Source organism: Roseobacter denitrificans OCh 114, assembly GCF_000014045.1.
In the GTDB taxonomy this organism is placed as follows: domain Bacteria; phylum Pseudomonadota; class Alphaproteobacteria; order Rhodobacterales; family Rhodobacteraceae; genus Roseobacter; species Roseobacter denitrificans.
In genome coordinates this window covers 3,570,275-3,590,392 of record NC_008209.1, presented here as the reverse complement: position 1 = coordinate 3,590,392, position 20,118 = coordinate 3,570,275, and the positions used below count along the sequence as shown (strand labels likewise).

Below are 20,118 nucleotides of genomic sequence, written 5' to 3'. Positions count from 1 at the left end.
CGCCCCGGGCCTGTTTTAGCTGAACCGGAAAAGAGTGGTTTTCATGCGCATCGCCATGGCCAACCGATTGACGCCTTACATGTTCATGGCCCCTGCCGTGCTCATCATGGCCATCGCGCTGATGTATCCGCTGGGCTACATGATCTGGGGCAGTTTTCGCGAATGGAACCCCAGTCAGACAATCGGCGAGGCCGAATTCGTTGGTCTGAAAAACTACATTACCCTTTGGGGGGATCCGAATTTCCACGAAAGCCTTGTGGTCACGCTGAAGTTTGCGTTCTTCGTTGTGACATTGGAGATGCTGATTGGTGTAGGCCTTGCGCTGCTGCTGGATCGCAACATCCGCGGCATGTCCATTTTGCGCACATTGTTCATTCTGCCGATGATGATCGCACCGGTGGTGGTGGGGCTGATGTGGCGCTACATGTACCACCCGACCATCGGCACATTTAACGGCTTTCTGGACAAGCTGGGTCTGCCCCGGGTGGACTGGCTGGGCGAACATGCGCTGATGTCGATCATCATTGCCGATATCTGGCAGTGGACGCCCTTCATTTTCATTCTGTCACTGGCAGCGCTGCAGTCCTTGCCCCGCTCCGCACTTGAAGCGGCGCGGATTGACGGTGCGACCGGCTGGCAGCAAATCTGGCATATCAAACTGCCGCTGATGATGCCCGTGCTGATCGTCACCGCGCTTTTGCGTCTGATTGATGCCTTCAAGGTGCTCGAGGTGATCCTTGTGATGACCGAAGGCGGGCCGGGTCTGTCCACGGAAATCCTTGCCTTGCGCATTTCCCGCACCGCGACGGAGTTTCGCGAACTTGGGGTGGCCGCGGCCATGTCGAATTATCTGCTTATTCTGCTGCTGTTTTTGACCCTGGGCATGTTCGCCTTCACCCGTTGGCAAGAGGCGCGCGCGGCCCGGCTGAACGCCATGATTCAGGAGGAGGACAGCTGATGGCCGCCAGACAAGAACGCCAACCGGTCGGTTTTTACGCCATCATCGTGGCGCTGGTCTTTATGTCTGTGGGGCCGGTTCTGTTGATGCTGGTCAATTCGTTCAAGCTGGATGTCGACATCCTGTCGGGCGGTACGGGCTTGTTGTTTTTGCCCACGATCCAGAATTATGAAACAGCGCTATGTGATATTCTCTGGTACGAAATCGACCACCTTGATTTCTGCTCGTTGAAATTCGGGGGCGCATTCATCAACTCGCTGATCATCGCGCTGATCTCGACCCTGCTGACGCTGATTATCGGCTGTATGGCGGCTTATGCGTTGGTGCGGTTCAGATTCATGGGCCGTGACACAGTGTCGATGAGCACGCTGATGGTGCGCATGGTCCCGCCCGCCGTGTTGCTGGTGCCGGTGTTCGGGCTGTGGAACAATGAATTCTGCCTTGATCGCGATGGGTTGATCGGCGGCATGATCCGCGACACCTTTGGCGGGCGCGGTGATGTTTGTCTGGCCGGGACGCATTCGGGGATCATCCTGATCTATGTCGCGATGAACCTGCCCTTTGTGATCTGGATCCTCCAGAGTTTCATTGTTCAGGTGCCACGATCGTTGGAAGAAGCCGCGCGCGTGGACGGGGCCGGCCCGTTTCAGGTGTTTTTCAAGATCGTTTTGCCGCTGATCAAACCGGGCCTCGCGGCGGCGGCCATTTTTACCTTTCGGATTGCATGGAACGAATACCTGCTGGCCTCGGCTCTGAGTGATCGTGATACCCGCACCGTACCCATTCTGATCGTAAACAACATGTCGGAATTCAATGTCGAATGGGGCGTGATCATGGCCACTGGCATGCTGCTTGCCATCCCACCGATCATCTTCACGCTCTTTGCGAGCCGTCAGATCATTACCGGCATGACGGCGGGCGCGGTCAAGGGATGATGTGGGACTGGCTGCTTGCGCCGATTGACCCGACACGGGTGCATGATGTCGGCTTTGCGGTTTCATGGCACGCGCGGACAATGGTCATTGCATGGGGCGTGATTGCCCCGCTGGCCGTTCTGATCGCGCGGTTTTTCAAGGTTTTGCCGGGTCAGGACTGGCCACGCGAATTGGATGTGCAGGTCTGGTGGCGCTGTCATCTGTTCGGGCAGTTGACGGTTGCCGCGCTTTCCGTCGTGGGGTTCGTTTTGCTCTACTGGGTCTCTTCTGACGGGCCTTTGTCGTGGCACGGGTGGCTGGGCTATGGTGTGCTTGCGGCCCTTTTTGTGCAGGTCACGCTCGGCTTCATGCGCGGTGACAAGGGGGGGCCGACCATGCCGGGCGGCACCATGCGCGGGGATCACTATGACATGACACCATGGCGCCTGTTCTTTGAACATGCACATAAATCTGTTGGATATGCGGCGATCCTGTTGGCCTTGGCGACAATCATTTTCGGGCTGTGGCACGCGAATGCACCGCATTGGATGTGGCTGACCTTGGGGCTGTGGTGGAGCATGCTGCTATGTGCATTCATCGTGTTGCAGCGCAAGGGTTTTGCCGTGGACACCTATCAGGCCATCTGGGGCGCGGACCCGGCGCATCCGGGCAACCAGCGCGCGGCACCGGGGTGGGGCGTGCGCCGTATGAATATACCTGATGAACAGAAGGAAGAACGCGATGTTCGGGATGATCGACGGGACCGGCTTCAACGCAATTGACCCCAGCTTTGACGATTGCCTGATCGGTCACGCGCGCGTGGAGCGGTTGTGGACCGGTGCGCGCTGGTCCGAGGGGCCTGTTTGGTTTGCGGCGGGGCGCTACCTGCTTTGGTCGGATATTCCCAATAACCGGATTCTGCGCTGGGATGACACCGATGGCAGTGTTTCGACCTTTCGCCAGCCTTCGAACAATTCCAACGGACACAGCGTGGACCGGCAGGGGCGTCTGGTTTCTTGCGAGCATCTGTCCCGCCGGGTGACGCGCACCGAGCCTGATGGCTCCATCACCGTGATCGCTGACAGCTACCAGGGAAAGCGGCTGAATTCGCCGAATGATGTTGTGGTCAAATCCGATGGATCAAGCTGGTTTACGGATCCGTCCTACGGCATCATGATGGATTACGAGGGGAGGCGCGCGCCCAGTGAAATCGGGGCGTGTCACGTTTACCGTGTCGATCCCAACGGGGACATTCGGATCGTCGCCGATGATTATGTCAAACCGAACGGGCTGGCCTTTTCCCCGGATGAAACGCAGCTTTATATCGCGGATACCGGCGGCACACATATGCCTGATGGCCCCGCGCATATCCGGCGCCACAGTGTGGCAGCTGATGGCACGCTGAGCGGTGGCGATGTCTTTGCCACCTGTGACAGCGGTTTTTTCGATGGGTTCCGGCTGGACACGGACGGTCGCATCTGGACCTCTGCGGCGGATGGCGTGCATTGCCTGTCCCCGGATGGGAAACTGCTCGGTAAAATCCTGATACCGGAGTTTGTGGCCAACGTCTGTTTTGGTGGCGAAAAACTGAACCGATTGTTTATCTGTGGCACCACATCGCTTTATTCGGTTTTCCTGAATGTGAACGGTGTCTCGCCCTACGGCCGTTTTTGACGGTGCTTTACGGCGGGAAAATCGGATGACACGCCCGAACATTCGACAAAGAATTAGTCAGGGGCGTCTTCCCGATAACCCCATGCACCGGTTTCGGCGGAATTTTCTGGGCAAATCGCGCCAAAGGATGTTGGCTAGAGGGCAAGACCTCAAGAACACCGGACGATTGAAGACATGAAAGCCAGCAAGACGACCTCCTTCAGCATGCGCCTCGCATCGCTCGTCCGCCAGATTTACCCCGACATTGATGCTGATATCCTCTCCAGCAAGATCGTTGAGGCGTTCTGGCCCGAGGGCACCAAGCCGCGCAAACGCGGGCGTTTGCCGGGCAACAACCTGTGGACGGAAAAAGACGCGCTGCTGATCACCTATGGCAACTCTATACTGGACGGGTCTCACAAGCCGCTGGACCTGCTGCATGACTTTTTGCTGCGCTACATGAAAGGCGTGGTCAATGGCGTGCACATCCTGCCGTTTTTTCCATTCACGTCCGACGATGGCTTTGCGGTGTCCGATTTTCGCGCGGTGAACCCGCAGCTTGGCGACTGGGCCGATATCAACCGGATCGGGGATGCGTTTCACCTGATGTCCGATCTGGTGCTGAACCATGTGTCCAGTCAGGGCGCGTGGTTCAATGCCTACCGGCAGGGGCAGGCGCCCTATGATCGCTTCTTTTTCGAGGCGTCCCCCGATGATGATCTGTCGGCAGTTGTCCGGCCCCGCACCACGCCTTTGCTGCAACAAGTCGACACGGTGAACGGGCCGCGCCATGTCTGGTGTACCTTCAGCCATGATCAGATTGATCTGGATTTCCGCAATCCGGAGGTCTTGCTGGAATTCCTGCGTATCATCCGGCTGCATGTGGACAACGGGGTGCAGATCATCCGCCTCGATGCGGTTGCGTTTTTGTGGAAGGAGGTGGGATCGTCATCCATCCATTTGCCCCAAACACATGCGATTGTGCAGCTGATGCGCATGCTGTGCGACTACGCGGCGGAGACGATCATTCTATTGACCGAGACCAACGTGCCCAAGGCCGAAAATCTCAGTTATTTCGGGAATCGCAACGAGGCGCATGCGATTTACAACTTCCCGCTGCCGCCGCTGATCCTGCATGCCATGATGTCGGGGTCCGCGCGGTATCTTCGGCGCTGGCAAAGCGGGATGCCGCCCGCGCAACTGGGCTGTGCCTATCTGAACTTCACGGCCAGCCACGATGGGATCGGCATGCGCCCCGCAGAAGGGGTGCTACCGCCGCAAGAGCAGGCGCGCATGATCCAGACGGTGCGCGACATCGGAGGGCTTGTGTCGATGCGCGCGCTACCGGATGGCGGCGAGGCCCCTTACGAGTTGAACACGACCTTCTTCGAGGCCACATCACGCACTTTCAAAGGAGAGGATGCCCTGCATTTCGACCGGTTTGTCTGTTCGCAGACCATCGTGATGTCGCTGGAAGGAATCCCCGCCTTCTACATCCACGCCATGCTCGCCACTCCGAATGATCACGCACAGGTCGCGCGGCGCGGGATGAACCGGGCGATCAACCGGCACAGATGGGATTACCCCACTTTGCAGGCGCATCTGGCGGATACCGGGTCGATACATGCGCGCGTGCTCGCGGCCTTGTCCGCGCGGTTGCGTTTGCGGGCGCGTCAGTCCGCGTTTCACCCCAATGCCACTCAATTCACCATGGCGTTGGAGGATCGGGTTTTCGGGGTCTGGCGCCAAAGCCTCGATCGGTTTCAGTCGATCTTTGCCCTGCATAACGTCAGCGATGAGGTCGTTGAAATCCCCGCTGTTTCCATGAACCTCATTGAGGATGAAGACTGGATTGACATTCTGAGCGGTGAAAAGATCGATACCTTCGCGGATACGATCGAACTCGCCCCCTATCAATGCCGGTGGATTACCAACCGGGCGCAACCGGGCTGACCTCGCGGCCCCCGTTACTCGTATTCTGCTTCATCCGCTGCGGCGGCCGCACGTAGATCGGTCAGGAATCGCGGATCCGCCGAATGCACCCGGTTCCACGTCGGGATAAAGGGCGTCTCATGCGGGTTTTCGATGAAAACCTGACCGGCGCGCATGATGTTTTCGGCAAACAGTTCAATCGCGGTTTCCTCTTCGTGGCGGTCAAGCGACAGACCATTCATTTTGGCGTCGTTGTAATAGCCCTCCAGCAGGTCCAGTGCGCTGCGGTAATAGGTGGCTTTCAGCGCGCGAAAGGTATTGGCGGTGAAAACCGTCCCGTCAGCGGCCAGTTTGCGAAAGATCGCCTTGCAAATATCCGTGGACATCCTGCTGAGGCCAGCATCGGCGTCATCAGTGCTCAGCGTCTGATGTTTGTGGTCGTAAGCATCTGAAATCTCGACCTGACACACCGCTTTGGGGGCGAGGTTGCGCCAGGCCTCGGACAACACGCCAATCTCCAGCCCCCAGTCTGAAGGGATGCGCAAATCCGGCAGGATCGCGGTGCGCATGGCAAATTCGCCCGACAGCGGATAGCGGAAACTGCGCAGGTAATCGATGTAATCCCTGTCACCGATCACACGTTTCAAGGCGATCAACAGCGGGCTGACCAGCAGCCGCGTTACCCGCCCGTTCATCTTGTCACCGCCAATGCGCGGGTAATAGCCCTTGGCGACCTGATAGGGGAAATTCGGATTGGCTACAGGGTAAACGAGGCGGGACAGCATTTCGTTCTTATACGTCAGGATATCGCAGTCGTGGATGGCCATCACCGCGCTGTCCGCACAGGCGATCAGATACCCAAGAGCCGACCAGACGTTCTTGCCCTTGCCCTGTTCTGCGGGGGCAAGGCCCATTGCATCAAGGCGCGCGCCAAGTTCCAACATACGCGGGCTGTCATTCCAGATCACCACATGGTTCTGGTTCAGGCCCTTGAAAAACTGCTTTGCATGGCGAAATTGCGCAGCATCCGCCTGATCAAGGCCGATGATGATGCGGTGCAGATAGGTGACCTGCGACAGTTCAGACAGAATGTTGGGCATCGCGTCGCCTTCAAGTTCCGAATAGAGACAAGGCAGGATCAACGAAATTTTGCGCGTCTGGGCAAAGGTCACCAACTCGTCATTCATCTCGGCAAGCGCGCGCGTCCGCAGGTTATGAAGGGTCGTGATGTTTCCATTCTGATGGAAATCGGCCATGTGGGAGTGTCCTTTTTATAAGTCGAGCCGCTCAAGCAGGCCCAGTATGGCTGTGTTCCACCCGACGGGGCCAGCCTGTTGCGCGCGGATAATGTGGCCTTGCGCTTCGCCTTTCAACTCAGGCAGCCTGCGGCCCTTGGGATTTGGGATCACAATACCGAAGTCTGCCGTTTCCAGCATTTCCACATCGTTGGGTGCATCGCCCAGGGCGATTGTATGTCGCGGTTTGTAGTGGTTGATGATCCTGGCCATCTGGTCGGATTTGTTCTTTCCATGGGACAGGGTAAGGAACCGGCCACCTTCGCGCGTGCTGATACCGAATGCACGCAAGGCCGCTTTGAACTCGACCAATGCGGCGTCATCGCCCCCCCAAAGCCCCGGTTCGGAAAAGGCACGTTCCCTCGCCTGTGCTGCGGCCTTTGCGGATAGCCCTGTCAGTTTTTCGATTTCGGCCGGTCTGAGATCGCCAAACCCGGTAAAATGCTGGCGCAACGCATCAGGTATCTCGCGCAGAGCGGCCCTGATCTGTTGGTATGCGTCAGGGTCGGGCGTGGCGTGGGTATGCGCGGGCACCACCCCGGCGCCGTTTTCGATGATGGCAGGCCAGGCGCCCAGTTGCAGTTGCGCGCGCAGGGCGCTGACTTCAGGTGCGGTTTTGCTGCTGGCCAGAACGACGCCAGCCGATACCCGTGAAAGCGCATCAAGTGCGGGCCGTGCGGCGGCCCACTCATACGTGTCGTGATCAATCAATGTGCCGTCAAGATCGGTGAAGACCAACAGAGGCGGTGCGTCTTGCATAGCGCTGATCTTGCCTCAGCCATCGTGGAACAACAAGACGGCGGTTGGCGGATTACGCCGAAAATCCGGCACGATCTGACGTTTCGACATTTCTGACGTATGTGTCGCCTGTTTTGTCACCCCGGGGCGCGATCCGCGCAGACTGATCTTTGCGGTGGAAACCGGGCTCAACTGTTTTGCGGCTGTTCCGGCATAAACAGATCGGACAAGTGCCGGTTTTCCCACTCAGGTGTCGTATTGAGAGCAACCACGCGCCAGCCTGCGTCGGTGTTTTTCAAAACGTAGTCAAGGCGACCTGTCTGCTCCCACGTTTGCCCGCCCAGATCGTAAGTGGCATGATAGCGCGCTGTCGCGCGTGCAACGATCGAGGACACGCCCAACACTTCGATCTGCGATATCTCATGGCGCGTGCTGTCAAAACGCGGCAGCAATTCTGCCCATATCTCGATCACCGTCCGCTCTTTGACCCGGGCTCCCTGATCGGTTTCCAGTGACAACTGGTTCAAAGTCACATGATCGCCGAATTTCATATCCAGACGGCTCCAATCCTGAGCATCGGCAGCTGTCGCGATGCCCTTGATCGTGGTCAGGATGGCCGCTTCGTCATCCGCAGCGGCAGGAAGCGGCACCGCAAGCAGGGCGGCGAGAATGATGTGTTTCATGGTTATGGCCTTTCTTGGGGGGGCGATGTCCGCCAATCTTTTCGAACTTACTGTCGGTCCTGATTGTTTGCGCGGTCATCCTTGTGCTGCCCCTAGAGATAGACGCAACGCGTACAGACTGATTGAACCGGTCTGCGCGATTTTTGAACAATCCTGCTTATTCGCCTCCTGCGTTGGAACTATTGATTTTTTTCAACTTTGGCGATAAGATGTCGATGTTTAAAGAGAATGGATTAGTTCGATGCTCCGCATTATTGCCCTGATAACCTTGTTCACTTTCGCAAGCTTGCAGCTTTTGCAGGTTTCCGATCAGTCGAATGACATTGCTGCGGGACCTTGTAATCCTGCAGTTCAAAAATGTTGGTAGGGCATCACCCGGACCGCGTGAACTGAGATGAACTGGCTGATTTACATCGGCGTGGTTTGTTTTGGTGCGATTGCGCTGCTGATCGAAGCGCGCAGAAACTACCGCGAGTCGCTGACGCAGACACCTTTCCAGCGCCATCCGATCCTGCAAAACGCGCGCGTCTCCGATCTTTGCACGCAAAAGGACGGCTTTTTCGGGTTCATTATCTATTCGATGCTGTACCTTGTGTCATACGGCATCATCCTGTCGTCCGCTGAACTCTATGAGTTGATCCGCAACGCCAATATGGCAAAACTTGAGGTCGGCGCCACGGCGAGTTTTGACCCCTTTGGCAATGATATACTGAACCTTGAGGGCACGGTCTACGCAAAGCCGATTTTCGTCTCCGCCTTTCTGATTGCCATCATGTCGGTAGGCGTGATGCGACCGATTGAGAATATGGTGCGGTCTGCAGCGCACCGCATTGCCGGTATTCCACGCGGGGTCTATCGCGTGATCGACGCGCTTCAAACGCAGGAAACAACACGGATTTGCAAGACGCGCAAACCCGGCGCTTTGACGGCCCATTTTCGCAAGACACTGGCACAAGCGCTGGAAGCGGAGGATGAAGAAGACGGCGCAAACCCCGAAGATAAGCTCGCCCCTGACCTTGCCGGGCGGCGCGAAGAGATCGACAAGGCGCTGACCATTATCGATGCGCTATCGCTTGCAGTGACGCCCAGCAAACGGGCGCAGTATTTCCCCGTGGCAGAGCTTGAAGAGCTGACCAAGATGTCGCGCCAGCTGGAGTGCGAGTTGACGGAGCTGTCCGATCTGCTTTTGGGCTATGATCCCACAACGACTGACGGGCTGGTGACACTGCACAAAACGGCGCTGCGGGTTGCTGAAAACACCAAGGCCCTGTTTGCCGTGCACTATATCCGCAACAATCAATCGGTGAAAAACCTCGATCCTGCGACGCCATTGGCAAAGATCGTGCATGTGATTGATCGCAATTACGTGCCGGAAAAAAATTCCTTCGCGCTGTCGGCGTTCTTTTCGTCCTTTTTATCGGTTGTGGCTGTGTTCATGATTTATGCCTTTTGGCATCAGGGGATGGTCGACAAGGAAGTGCACAGAGCGGCTGACCAGATTGAGACGAGTATTGCATCTTTCAACGCGAACCCACCGAAACGCTTTGAGCAAGCCGCGCCGCTGACCTTGACCGGGTGTTTTGTGACCAATCCAAGCGACGCCTGCGTCTATGTGATCAATCAGGGCAAGGTCGCCTATAAATACGACATCCGCCCTGATCTGCTGGTTCAGGCGGCATGGGACACCTTGCAGATGGCCCTTGTCACGCTAGCCGCCGCAGGTGCTGTGATCTTCGGGCGGGATGTCCGAATGGAACAGGAAAGCTGGAAGCCGGGGTGGAGCATGCATCGCATCCCCTTTTTGCGCTTGCTGGGTTTGTGCGTCGTCCCGGCGGTTCTGGCGTTTATTCTGGCGATTGCCGGATCATTGCTGGAACTCGCGTTTGACAGTAATTTTCAGGTGACGCAGTCGCAGATCATTTTGCAGATCGACAATGACTTTATCTACTACGCGATGATGCCACTGGTCGGGTTGTCGGTTGGCTTTGGCGTATTGGTCATTCTGGATAAACACGATGATTTCAGCCGCCTGCGCACGATCTTGACGCTGGCTGTGCCTTGCGCCATTTTTGTTGGTTTCCTCGTCGCCGCGGTGGTCTTTTTCAGCTATAAATTTGATGATTTCCCCTTGTTTGAGGGCAATCAGTGGATCACCTACAAGAAACGGGATTGGCTGATTCAGGCCTTCTTGCCGATGCTCTTCCTTGTGCTTTTTGCATTCTTCATTGAACTGACCGAGGACCGCTCCGAGGATGAAGAGGGCGAGGAGGCCGCAGGTGAGCAGAGAAAGCCGACAGGCTGGCTGCGCAAGTTCGTTGAAGGCAAACCGGCTGCGAAAGACGCGGGCCTCCCTCCCCAAAAGGATGTTGCGTAATGCGCAGGCTGGTTGGCACAGTGGCGGCAATCTGCATGGCGTTTTCTGCCGGCGCAAGCGATGAGGTTCAAACGGACACGAGCGCCCGGCAGGACAATTATCAACTGCGCATCGGGGTGCGCTCCAAGGCGATGCCGTTTTCCTTTCAGGCCGAAACGATGGTGGATGTTCTGACAGCGGCGACGCCGGGTCCCCTGTCCACGCAGAGGTATACCGGTTACATCACCCGCATCTGCGACTCCGTGCTGATCGAGATGATGCTGGATGCGGATGGGCCTGTCGGCCTTGCCCGCGACGGCGTACAGATCGTGGACCTCGACAAGGAAATCGCAAAGCTTGACAAACAGCCGAGCGAAGGACGGTTCGGCCTGCTGAAGGGCTATGAAGTCGAGATCGAAGCAGAGGGAGATGACAGTGCCACTCAGGTCGTCAGGACAGAGACGGTGGCGCCGACAATCGACATTCTGTGTGATCCCGCGACAATCACCAACGCCCGGCGCACCGGTCTGATCATTTCGCCGCCGGTTTATCTGACCGGGGTGTCTTATCTCACGCAGCCCGGTATCAGCCGCCAGATCGGCGGCATTGATGACGGTTCCTGCCCACAGATTCCGCCCGACAATCCAAAGGCTGCCAAATTCCTGTTTGGGCTGGTTGGCAATACGTCATCGGCGCGCTCGGGCATCCGGGCCTTGCTCGCGACGAACGAAATGCCGCAGTATCGCGACGCGCTGATCGCTTTTCTGCGTGGCGAATCCAATTGTGATCTGAGTGCGCAACAAAGACAGGCGATCAGTATTTTGCAGAACAATCTGAATGGCGAGATCAGCGGCTCCGTCATGATGTTTCGCTCGCATGAGCAGGCAGCAGAGGCTTTTTGCAACGGCCAGATCGGAAATTACATTGGCGACAGGGAGATCATTCTCGCCAATGTCAGCAACATTCCCGGCTGTGATTTCACCAACGGAAACCGGACCTTCACCACCGACCGATATGCAATATTCGGGCGGCTGGATTATGGGGATGACCCCGAACGGGCGCTGCGCGTCGCTCGGTTCTTTGAAATCCTGTCGCAAAAAATCGTCTCGCACCCGTCTATCATTGATCAGGCGTTTTACGATACCTTCCACCCCACATCGCCCACCCCAACACTGGATATGTTTTTCCGTTCGGTGCGCGGCGCGCCCTGAACGCGCTGTCCAGACCGAAATGGCCAAGGCGCAAACAGGTTTGGGTTCGCCGCTTTAAAGCGGCTGACGACGTACCCGAAACTTCAAGTATGATCCAACGCATTGAAGTCTTTGGTTTCAGGCGGCGTCGGGTGTTTCAGGTTTTAGCATACCGCTTTTTGCACATGGTGCCGTTGATCGCTTTGCAATCCGGCGTGACAGCGGCCTGTGAACCGCGCCCTTGGGAGCTATTGAAAACTGCACAGATTTATGTGTGACTTTACCCTGTCAAATTGATTTGGGCGGCCAACATCCGCCTGCGGTTGCAGGTGCGGTGCACCTTCGCGTTATCAATTTCGGTGGCATCCCGCCCTCGTTACGGGCAGGTTTCACGGTACAATAAATGAGCTAAGGGAGGACGACATGCTCGATTCAACGGTTGAAGACCAGACACAGGCGTTTCTGGATCAATTCGGCAAGGCGCTGGCAAGCGGGGATATCGCGGCCGCGACAGAGATGTTTGCGCAAGACTGCTATTGGCGGGATCTCGTGACTTTTACGTGGAACATCAAGACGGTCGAAGGCAAAGATCAGGTCGAAGACATGCTCAGGCATCAGCTTGCGACCACGAAGCCCAGCAACTGGCAGGTGGCAGACGGGGAGGTTCCCACCGAAGAGGGTGGCGTGACCACCGCATGGATACAGTTTGAAACCGAAGTCGCGCGCGGCTACGGGCTGGTGCGGCTGCGGGAGGGGAAAATCTGGACCCTGCTGACAACCATGGTCGAGTTGAAAGGCCATGAAGAGCCGAAAGGGTTTGATCGCCCCTTGGGCGCAAAGCATGGCGCAGGCAAGAACCGCAGCACATGGCAGGAAGAGCGCGAAAAGGAACTGGCGGAATTGGGCTATACCGAGCAACCCTACTGCCTGATTATTGGCGGCGGTCAGGGCGGCATTGCTTTGGGCGCGCGGCTGCGCCAGCTTGGGGTGCCGACGATCATCGTGGAGGGCAACGAACGTGCCGGGGACAGTTGGCGCAACCGCTATAAATCGCTCTGCCTACATGATCCGGTCTGGTATGACCATCTGCCCTATTTGAAGTTCCCGGACAACTGGCCGGTCTTTTCGCCCAAGGATAAGATCGGCGACTGGCTGGAAATGTACACGAAGGTGATGGAGCTGAACTACTGGACCAAAACCTGGGCCAGGTCGGCCAGCTATGACGAGGCGAGCAAGGAATGGACGGTCGTGGTGGATCGTGACGGGGAAGAGGTCACGCTGAGGCCCAAGCAACTGGTGATGGCCACGGGGATGTCCGGGAAAAAGCGAATGCCCGATTTCCCCGGCATGGATACATTCAAGGGCGTGCAGCAGCATTCTTCCGAACACGACGGCCCGGACGACTGGGCGGGCAAGAAAGCCGTGGTGATCGGGTCCAACAATTCCGCGCATGATATTTGTGCAGCCCTTTGGGAGAGCGATGTGGATGTCACGATGGTGCAGCGCTCATCAACGCATATCGTGCGCTCTGAAACGCTGATGGAGGTCGGCCTCGGCGCGCTTTATTCCGAAGAGGCGGTGCGCAATGGTATGACCACCGAAAAGGCGGATTTGATCTTTGCCTCGCTGCCCTATGCGATCCTGCATGAGTTTCAGATACCCGCCTATGCGCAGATGAAAGAGCAGGACAAAGAGTTCTATGACGGGCTGGAAAAGGCCGGGTTTCAGCTTGATTGGGGCGATGATGACTCGGGCCTTTTCATGAAGTACCTGCGCCGGGGCTCGGGGTATTACATTGATGTGGGCGCAAGCCAGCTGATCATTGATGGTGAGATCAAACTGGCCAGTGGGCAGGTCACTGAAGTGGTCGGGGATGGTGTTATCCTTGATACCGGTCAGATGCTTGAAGCCGATCTGATTGTTTATGCGACGGGGTACAACTCCATGAACGGATGGGTTGCGGACCTGATGGGCCAGGAGATGGCCGACAAGGTCGGCAAGGTCTGGGGCCTTGGCTCGAACACGACCAAGGACCCCGGTCCATGGGAGGGGGAGCAACGCAATATGTGGAAGCCGACCCAGCAGGAAAACCTCTGGTTTCATGGTGGGAACCTGCACCAATCCAGACATTATTCGCAGTTTCTATCGCTTCAGATCAAGGCGAGGATGGAAGGCATCGAAACACCGGTCTACGGCCTGCAGGAAGTCCATCACCTGTCCTAAGGCCCACAGCGGCCCGCCTTCGCTGGCGGGTCGCATACCTGTCGGAGCGCCTTCAGGTTACTGAGCGCCGGATGCCGGGATTTCCGGGCATGTCGCTTTTTGAAAACGACAGCGCTGTTTTAAAGGTATTTGTTCACCAGATTTTCCAGCCGCTCCTGCCGTCCTGAGCGGGGCTGTGGGTTGATGCCTTTTGCAATCACCAGATCTGATATCTCCGCCAGATCAGAGGTCAGCAGTTTTTGCCCCAAACCTTCTGACCAGCCTGCATAGCGCGCCTCGCGCGCGGCCTCTAGCTTGCCATCCTCCAGCATGGCCGCAGCGGCCTTTAACCCCGCAGCGCATGCATCCATACCACCCACATGCGCAAGGATCAGATCCGCCGGGTCAAGCGATTGCCGGCGCAGCTTGGCATCAAAATTGGTGCCCCCTGTGTCGAAGCCCCCGGCGCGCAGAACTTCGTAATAGGCAAGCGCCATCTCGGGGACATTGTTTGGAAACTGGTCGGTATCCCAGCCGGATTGGTAGTCATTGCGGTTCATGTCGATCGAGCCGAAAATCCCCAGTGCCCGTGCGAGCGCCAACTCATGTTCAAAACTATGGCCTGCAAGAATGGCATGGCCCTGTTCGATGTTGACTTTGACCTCACCTTCGAGGCCGAAATCCTTGAGGAAGCCATAGACCGTCGCCACATCGTAATCATACTGGTGCTTGGTCGGTTCCTGCGGTTTGGGTTCGATCAGGATGGTGCCTGCAAAACCGGTCTTGTGCTTGTAATCGACCACCATTTGCAACATACGGCCCGCCTGCGCGCGTTCGCGGGCCATGTCGGTGTTGAGCAGCGTTTCATAGCCTTCGCGCCCGCCCCAGAGCACATAGTTCTCGCCGCCCAGTTTCCGGGTCGCATCCATGCAGGATTTGATCGTCGCGGCGGAATAGGCAAAAACCTCGGGGTCGGGATTGGTCGCCGCCCCGGCCATAAAGCGGCGATGCGAGAACAGATTGGCCGTTCCCCACAGCAGTTTGACGCCTGTTGCGTCCATTTTTTCGGCGAAATAGTCGGTGATTTCTTCGAGGTTCTTGGTGCTTTCGGCAAAGGTGTCGCCTTCGGGGCGTACGTCTGCATCGTGAAAACAGAAATAGGGCACGCCCAGACGTTCAAACATGTCAAAGGCGACGTCCGCCTTGAGTTTCGCCAGCTCCATCGTGTCCCCGAACCACGGACGCTCAAAGGTCTGCCCGCCAAAGGGGTCGCCGCCCGGCCATGCAAAACTGTGCCAATAGGCGCAGGCAAACCGCAAGTGATCCTTGAGCGTCTTGCCCATGACGACCTCATCCGGATTATAGTGCCGGAACGCAAATTCGTTCTCGGTATCGGGTCCCTCATAGCGGATGGCGGGGATGTCCTTGAAGAAATCGGTCATGAGTCAAAGGTCCTTCAGAAGTGTATAGGCATGATTATACCGCGCATGCGCATCGGCCATGGCAGCGTGCAGGGCAGGATCAGGGTCAACGCTGCGGGAGATGGGCGGCTGCGATGCAATGTCCGCGCCCCCGCCTGTGCTGGCCATCATCGCCAATCGCGCAGCGCCCAGTGCTGCGCCGAAATCACCGTCCCTGGGGACATCGAGCGTGATGTTCAATGTCGTGGCCAGCATCGCGACCCAGTGATCGGATTTGGCCCCCCCGCCAAGCGCCAGCGCGCGTGTGACTTTCGTGCCCGTGGCGCTCAGCGCGTCCTTGCAATCGGCAAAGGCAAAGCTGACACCCTGCAAAACGGCGCGGGCGGCGGCCTTGGCGTCTGTCGCATGATCAAGATGCAGGAACTGTCCACGGATTTGCGCGTCGTTATGCGGTGTCCGCTCCCCGCCCAGATAGGGCAGAAACAGCGTCTTTTCGGGCGCGCGCACGACGCCAAGGTCGCGGGTCAAGGCCGCCGCACTCTGACCCGTGAGCCGGGCAAGCCATTCCAAAGCGTCAGTTGCCGCGAGGATCACGCCCATCTGGTGCCACGTGTCGGGCAGCGCATGACAAAATGTGTGCACAGCAGAGGAAGGGGCAGGGCGGTAGCCCGCGTTCGCGGCAAAAAGAACCCCCGACGTGCCCAGCGACAAAAACGCAGAGCCTTCCGTGACAACGCCCGCGCCGATCGCGGCGGCGGCGTTGTCACCGGCCCCGCCCGCGACGGTGCATTGCGGGACACCCGTCTGCGCGGCAAGATCCTTGCGCAATGTGCCAGATGGGGTCGACCCCTCGACCAGCGCGGGCATCTGCGCGCGCGTCAGGCCGCATTCAGAAAGCAGCGCATCCGACCAGTCCCGTTTCCCGGTGTCAAACCACGCGGTGCCCGCCGCATCCGACATCTCCGAGAAATATTCACCGGTCAGGAACCGGCGCAGGTAGTCCTTGGGCAGCAGGACTTTGGCGGTCTGATCGAAGACATGCGGCTCGTTTCGGCGGACCCATTCGACCTTGGGTGCAGTAAATCCGGGAAAGACGATATTGCCACTGATATCGCGAAATTGCGGATCGGCGTCCATGCCTGCGGCCTCGACGTGGCTGCGCGTGTCGTTCCAAAGCATACAGGGCCGCAGCGGCGCATCATCTGCCCCGATCAACGTTGCGCCATGCATATGGCCCGACAGGCCAATACCCATAACCTCGCCGCAGGCCGGGTGTGCTGCCAAAGCGCTCAGTGCTTCGATGGCAGCATCGCACCAACTTTGCGGGTCCTGTTCGGACCATCCGTCCTGCCGGCGCTCCACGCTCAGGGGAACAGCATGTTCGGACAGGATGTTCTGTTGTGCGTCCATCAGGATCGCCTTGAGCGATGAGGTGCCGAGGTCCAGGCCAATGAATGTCACGGTGCTACCTCAGCTTGACCCAGGCCGCATTGCGCGCGGACGACCGCACGCAGGCGTCGACAAACTCGACACCGCGCAACCCATCCATCACTGTCGGGTAGATCACCGCTGCATCCGCCTTTGAACCATCGCGGTGGGCTTCTATCGCATTTGCCGCTTCGGTGTAGATATTGGCGAACCCTTCGAGGTATCCTTCGGGGTGCCCGGGGGGCACGCGGCTCATCCGGGCGGCGGCATCGCCAGTGCCCGCGCCGTTGCGCGTAAAAAGCCGTTTTGGTTCACCAAAAGGCGTATGCCAGAGGTAATTGGGGTCTTCCTGCGCCCACTCCAGACCTCCGGTTTCCCCGTAAACGCGGATGCGCAGCGCGTTTTCATTGCCCGGCGCCACCTGGCTGCACCACAGCATCCCCTTGGCCCCACCCTCAAAGCGCAGCATCACATGGCCGTTGTCATCCACCTGCCGCCCGGGCACGAATGCATCAAGGTCCGCAGCGAGGCTTTCGACCTCAAGACCGGTCATGAAGCGCGCGAGGTTATGCGCGTGGGTGCCGATGTCGCCGGTTGATCCGCCCGCGCCGGATTGCGCGGGGTCGGTGCGCCAATTGGCCTGTTTGAAATCCTGCTCGATCGTCAGCCAATCCTGCGGGTATTCCACCTGTACGACACGTATCTTGCCAATCTGACCGCCGGTGATCATCTCGCGGGCCTGACGCACCATCGGATAGCCGGTGTAATTATGCGTCAGAATAAACAGCGCATCCGAGTTTTCGGCGGCTTTGACCATCTTCTTGGCATCCGCCAGCGACGAGGTCAGCGGCTTGTCACAGATAACGTGAATGCCACGTTTGAGAAACTCGCGCGCGGCGGCATAGTGCACATGGTTGGGGGTCACGATTGCCACAGCGTCGATGCCGTTCTTCAGCCGCGCCTCACGGATCGCCATCTGTTTGAAATCATCATAGATACGCGCCAGTCCGATGGCTTTGCCGGAGGCTTGCGACTTTTCCGGCGTGGAGGACAAGGCACCTGCAACCAGTTCGTAGCGATCATCAATGCGCGCGGCAATCCGGTGAACCGCGCCGATAAAGGCGTCATTCCCGCCGCCGACCATACCGAGTTTGATCTTTGTCATATTATGAAATCCCCAACATAGGTTTGTTTCTAACTTTCTGCGGCTCGCAGACGGCAAAGCCGTGCTGGCCGCGGCGCACCCTTGCCGCCCCAAGGAGCGCGCGATATTCTGATTGAGCTACCTGCGTTCCAATCGGCAGGGATATCCGCGAACGGCGGGGGAAAAAGGCCGTGGCCTTCGCGTGCTGTCATGTCTGTTCCTCCCGGTTCTTCTGCCGCTTTGCGCGGTTTTTTGGTGTCAGATGCGCGGGGCTACCCCGCCGCCTTGCCGCTGTTTCGAGTGAGCCGCATCGATCTTGTCCAAATTCATTGCATGCTCAGGCGAGGGTTGCCAGACCCTCGAACAACCGTGCCACGGCTTCGGCACCCGGATCATTGTGCCCGATCAGGTTTTCCTCTGGCACGTAGGAGGCGCGGCCCGCTTTGGCCTGCCCGATGCTTGCGGTCTCGCTGGCCCCTTTGCGCGCTGCCGTGGCTGCCGCTGCGATGCCTTCGTTCAGGGCGTGCAAGGCAGGCTCCAGCGCGTCGATCATCGTGCGGTCGCCCTTTGTTGCGCCGCCCACTTCGCTGATCCGTTCCAAGCCCGAGACAAGCGCTTTGGCGGGTGGCAGACCCTTGGCCGCCGCATCGCCTGCCGCCCCGAAGAAAATGGCAAGGATCACGCCGGAGGACCCGCCCATGGTCTGGCTGAGTTCATTGCTGAGGGCACGGAACAACTGTGCCGGATCCGCCAGCGGCAGACGGTCCAGCGCCCCTTTGAGATCGCGCGCAGCAGTGGCCAATGTGCTGCCCGTGTCACCATCGCCTGATTTCGCATCCAGCGCGTTCAACTCCGCTTCGCTGGCGATCAGCAGATCGCAGGCATGCGCGACCAGTCGGCGGGTTTGGTCATTGTCCGAGGCCGTGGGCTGAACCGGGCTCAACCCATCGGGCAATGCGATGACGGCGGGCGCGCTGATGGTCTGCATGCCGGGCCAGGCGGGCATGTCCACGCGATAACCCAGATGGGGCAGGATCGTCTCATCGACCGGCAGGACGGACAGGGAAAACCCATGCATGTCCAGCGATGTCATCAGCGGCGCCGGGCCGATGATATGCTTGATGTTTTTCGCCTTGGCCGAGGTTGTCAGCACGTGGGTCAGGACACTCATCTCCAGCGGTGTGGTGGCACCCAGGTTGTTCAGGATGGCAACGTGAGGTTCTTCACCGATCCTTGGGGCGAGTTTATCAAGCACCATATCCATGGCGTTTCGCGCGTCTCCAAAGGCAACCTGCTGCACACCGGGCTCACCGTGAATGCCGAGGCCAAGTTCTGCCATACCCGTTGCGATGCGGTCTTCTTTCTGCGCGCCGGGAACCGTACAGGTGTCGAGTGACATGCCAATCGTGGCCATTCTTTCGATGGCGTTTTGTGCAGCCTTGCAGATATCCTCAAGGGGGGCCCCTTGTTCCGCCATGGCTCCGGCGATTTTGTGGACAAACAACGTGCCCGCGACACCGCGCGGCTGCGGCAGATCCGGCAGCGCGATATCATCACCGACAACGACCATGGAAACCTTGAGGCCAAGCGCGCGGGCGCGCTCTGCTGCCAGCCCGAAATTGAGCCGGTCGCCCGTGTAGTTCTTCACGATCAAAAGACATCCCGCAGGCCCGGTCACGGCCAGAAGTGCGGCAAGCACCGCGTCCACCGATGGCGAGGCGAAAACCTCACCGCAAACAGCTGCCGTCAACATACCGCGCCCGACGAACCCGGCGTGCGCGGGTTCGTGGCCTGAACCGCCGCCTGAAATCAAGGCAACCTGCGATTTATCCCAATCGGCACGGCAGACGACCTTGATATGCGGATAGCCGTCCAGACGCCGCAGCGACCCGCCAGCACTGGCCAACAGCCCGTCAATCGCATCGGTGACCAGCGTTTCCTTTTTATTGATGAACTGCGTCATGCGTGTCTATTCCTCTTATGCAACTGGCTGACGGTGCGCTGTGCGCTGGACATCCGCCCAAACGTGTTCGCGGTCTTGTTTGCGACAGTGTTCCTGTGAAAGGGACCATGGGCGATGCCAAAGCTGTGTTTGCACCGCTCCATTGCGCCTTTGGCTCGGGACATAACGTTGCGCCCAGCTCTCTTCACCTCAGACCTCCCCCGCCTTCGAAAGCGACTGTAGTGCAGGTGGAAAGGTTTCGTCA

At 58.3% G+C, this 20,118-nt stretch carries 15 protein-coding genes; 8 read left to right on the top strand and 7 right to left on the bottom strand.

The features are described 5' to 3' along the window. The first annotated feature begins 43 nt into the window (after window positions 1–43). The 5 genes from RD1_RS17065 (at window position 44) to RD1_RS17045 (ending at window position 5,478) form a co-directional block, all read left to right on the top strand. Window positions 44–958 carry a carbohydrate ABC transporter permease gene (locus tag RD1_RS17065; RefSeq protein WP_011569802.1) on the top strand — a complete coding sequence of 305 codons (915 nt, stop codon included), beginning with the start codon at window positions 44–46 and terminating at the stop codon, window positions 956–958. After that, window positions 958–1,893, top strand: coding sequence for a carbohydrate ABC transporter permease (locus RD1_RS17060; protein ID WP_011569801.1), 936 nt, complete (start codon window positions 958–960; stop codon window positions 1,891–1,893). Before RD1_RS17065 ends, RD1_RS17060 begins: the two co-directional genes overlap by 1 nt. Further along, window positions 1,890–2,654 (top strand): cytochrome b561 domain-containing protein, encoded by a 765-nt coding sequence (locus tag RD1_RS17055; protein ID WP_011569800.1) that lies wholly within the window; start codon window positions 1,890–1,892, stop codon window positions 2,652–2,654. Before RD1_RS17060 ends, RD1_RS17055 begins: the two co-directional genes overlap by 4 nt. Beyond that, on the top strand, window positions 2,614–3,546 hold the full coding sequence (locus RD1_RS17050; RefSeq protein ID WP_011569799.1) for an SMP-30/gluconolactonase/LRE family protein: 933 nt from the start codon (window positions 2,614–2,616) through the stop codon (window positions 3,544–3,546). The genes RD1_RS17055 and RD1_RS17050 overlap by 41 nt, the downstream gene beginning before the upstream one ends. Before the next feature lie 174 nt (window positions 3,547–3,720). Then, window positions 3,721–5,478, top strand: a complete 1,758-nt coding sequence (locus RD1_RS17045; RefSeq protein ID WP_044033236.1) for a sugar phosphorylase — start codon at window positions 3,721–3,723, stop codon at window positions 5,476–5,478. 14 nt (window positions 5,479–5,492) lie between these two features. Here the strand turns inward: RD1_RS17045 and RD1_RS17040 are convergent, their stop codons facing one another. The 3 genes from RD1_RS17040 to RD1_RS17030 form a co-directional block, all read right to left on the bottom strand. Next, a complete protein-coding gene (locus tag RD1_RS17040; protein ID WP_044033235.1) occupies window positions 5,493–6,713 on the bottom strand; it encodes a glycosyl transferase in 1,221 nt (406 codons plus the stop codon). A gap of 15 nt (window positions 6,714–6,728) precedes the next feature. After that, window positions 6,729–7,511: an HAD-IIB family hydrolase gene (locus RD1_RS17035; protein WP_011569796.1), complete on the bottom strand. Its 783-nt coding sequence runs from the start codon at window positions 7,509–7,511 to the stop codon at window positions 6,729–6,731. A gap of 167 nt (window positions 7,512–7,678) precedes the next feature. Further along, a complete protein-coding gene (locus RD1_RS17030) occupies window positions 7,679–8,173 on the bottom strand; it encodes a nuclear transport factor 2 family protein (RefSeq protein WP_050759102.1) in 495 nt (164 codons plus the stop codon). A 394-nt stretch (window positions 8,174–8,567) separates the two neighbouring features. Between RD1_RS17030 and RD1_RS17025 the strand changes: the two genes are divergently transcribed. The 3 genes from RD1_RS17025 (at window position 8,568) to RD1_RS17015 (ending at window position 13,939) form a co-directional block, all read left to right on the top strand. Continuing rightward, entirely contained in the window at window positions 8,568–10,547 is a 1,980-nt protein-coding gene (locus RD1_RS17025) for a hypothetical protein (protein ID WP_011569792.1), read from the top strand. Continuing rightward, window positions 10,547–11,737 carry a hypothetical protein gene (locus RD1_RS17020; RefSeq protein ID WP_044033234.1) on the top strand — a complete coding sequence of 397 codons (1,191 nt, stop codon included), beginning with the start codon at window positions 10,547–10,549 and terminating at the stop codon, window positions 11,735–11,737. Before RD1_RS17025 ends, RD1_RS17020 begins: the two co-directional genes overlap by 1 nt. A gap of 402 nt (window positions 11,738–12,139) precedes the next feature. Continuing rightward, complete coding sequence (locus RD1_RS17015; protein WP_011569789.1) at window positions 12,140–13,939, top strand: NAD(P)/FAD-dependent oxidoreductase; 1,800 nt, start codon at window positions 12,140–12,142, stop codon at window positions 13,937–13,939. A 119-nt stretch (window positions 13,940–14,058) separates the two neighbouring features. Here the strand turns inward: RD1_RS17015 and xylA are convergent, their stop codons facing one another. The 4 genes from xylA to RD1_RS16995 form a co-directional block, all read right to left on the bottom strand. Continuing rightward, complete coding sequence (xylA, locus tag RD1_RS17010) at window positions 14,059–15,360, bottom strand: xylose isomerase (protein WP_011569788.1); 1,302 nt, start codon at window positions 15,358–15,360, stop codon at window positions 14,059–14,061. A 3-nt stretch (window positions 15,361–15,363) separates the two neighbouring features. Continuing rightward, window positions 15,364–16,749: a xylulokinase gene (xylB, locus tag RD1_RS17005; RefSeq protein WP_245897340.1), complete on the bottom strand. Its 1,386-nt coding sequence runs from the start codon at window positions 16,747–16,749 to the stop codon at window positions 15,364–15,366. A 55-nt stretch (window positions 16,750–16,804) separates the two neighbouring features. After that, on the bottom strand, window positions 16,805–17,932 hold the full coding sequence (locus RD1_RS17000; protein WP_011569786.1) for a Gfo/Idh/MocA family protein: 1,128 nt from the start codon (window positions 17,930–17,932) through the stop codon (window positions 16,805–16,807). Between the two features lie 316 nt (window positions 17,933–18,248). After that, window positions 18,249–19,874 (bottom strand): dihydroxyacetone kinase subunit DhaK, encoded by a 1,626-nt coding sequence (locus tag RD1_RS16995; protein WP_011569785.1) that lies wholly within the window; start codon window positions 19,872–19,874, stop codon window positions 18,249–18,251. Between the last annotated feature and the right edge of the window lie 244 nt (window positions 19,875–20,118).